The sequence below is a fragment of the Nosocomiicoccus sp. HMSC059G07 genome, from assembly GCF_001815515.1.
Lineage (GTDB): Bacteria > Bacillota > Bacilli > Staphylococcales > Salinicoccaceae > Nosocomiicoccus > Nosocomiicoccus ampullae_A.
Map to the genome: position 1 here is coordinate 1 of NZ_KV820818.1, position 538 is coordinate 538.

At 32.2% G+C, this 538-nt stretch carries 1 protein-coding gene and 1 pseudogene; one reads left to right on the forward strand and one right to left on the reverse strand.

Going from position 1 to position 538, the window contains the following annotated elements:
* Positions 1 to 250, reverse strand: a pseudogene (locus tag HMPREF3029_RS04905) (MFS transporter); the annotation flags it as partial.
* Between the two features lie 116 nt (positions 251 to 366).
* Between HMPREF3029_RS04905 and HMPREF3029_RS09730 the strand changes: the two are divergent.
* Positions 367 to 538: LysR family transcriptional regulator (locus HMPREF3029_RS09730; protein ID WP_144265412.1), on the forward strand; the 172-nt coding region annotated here is incomplete at its 3' end.

Here is a 538-nt window from a genome sequence, read left to right on the forward strand (position 1 = left end):
GAACCAATCCTAAATATGTCATTCTCTTTCTTCCACTTCTGTCTGCAATGCCTCCGCCTACTACTATAAATAATCCAGAGAACAAAGCGGTTACACTGGTTGCGATATTAAGCATAGATAAGTTTATATCCATATCTTTTTGCATAGCCGGAATAATATTAATCATCGACTGTGCAAACAACCAAAACGTCAATACTGCAAGAACAATACCAAAAATATATAAATTGTTTTTACTCTGATCAGATGCCATACGTGTATCCTCCGTTTCATAAAACCGTTTTCTTAATTTTAATATTAGAATACTGCAATAGTTTTGTGAAATATATATAATATATATAAATATAAGTATTTTTATAGGAGGACGAAATGGACTTAAGACAACTCAAGTATTTAGATATGATTATCGAACACAAAACGATGTCACGCGCAGCAAATGCACTCTATATATCACAACCAGCGCTAACGATTTCAATTCATAATTTAGAAAAGGAATTGGGCTTTAAAATCATTCAAAGAGGAGAAGATGGATATATACTGA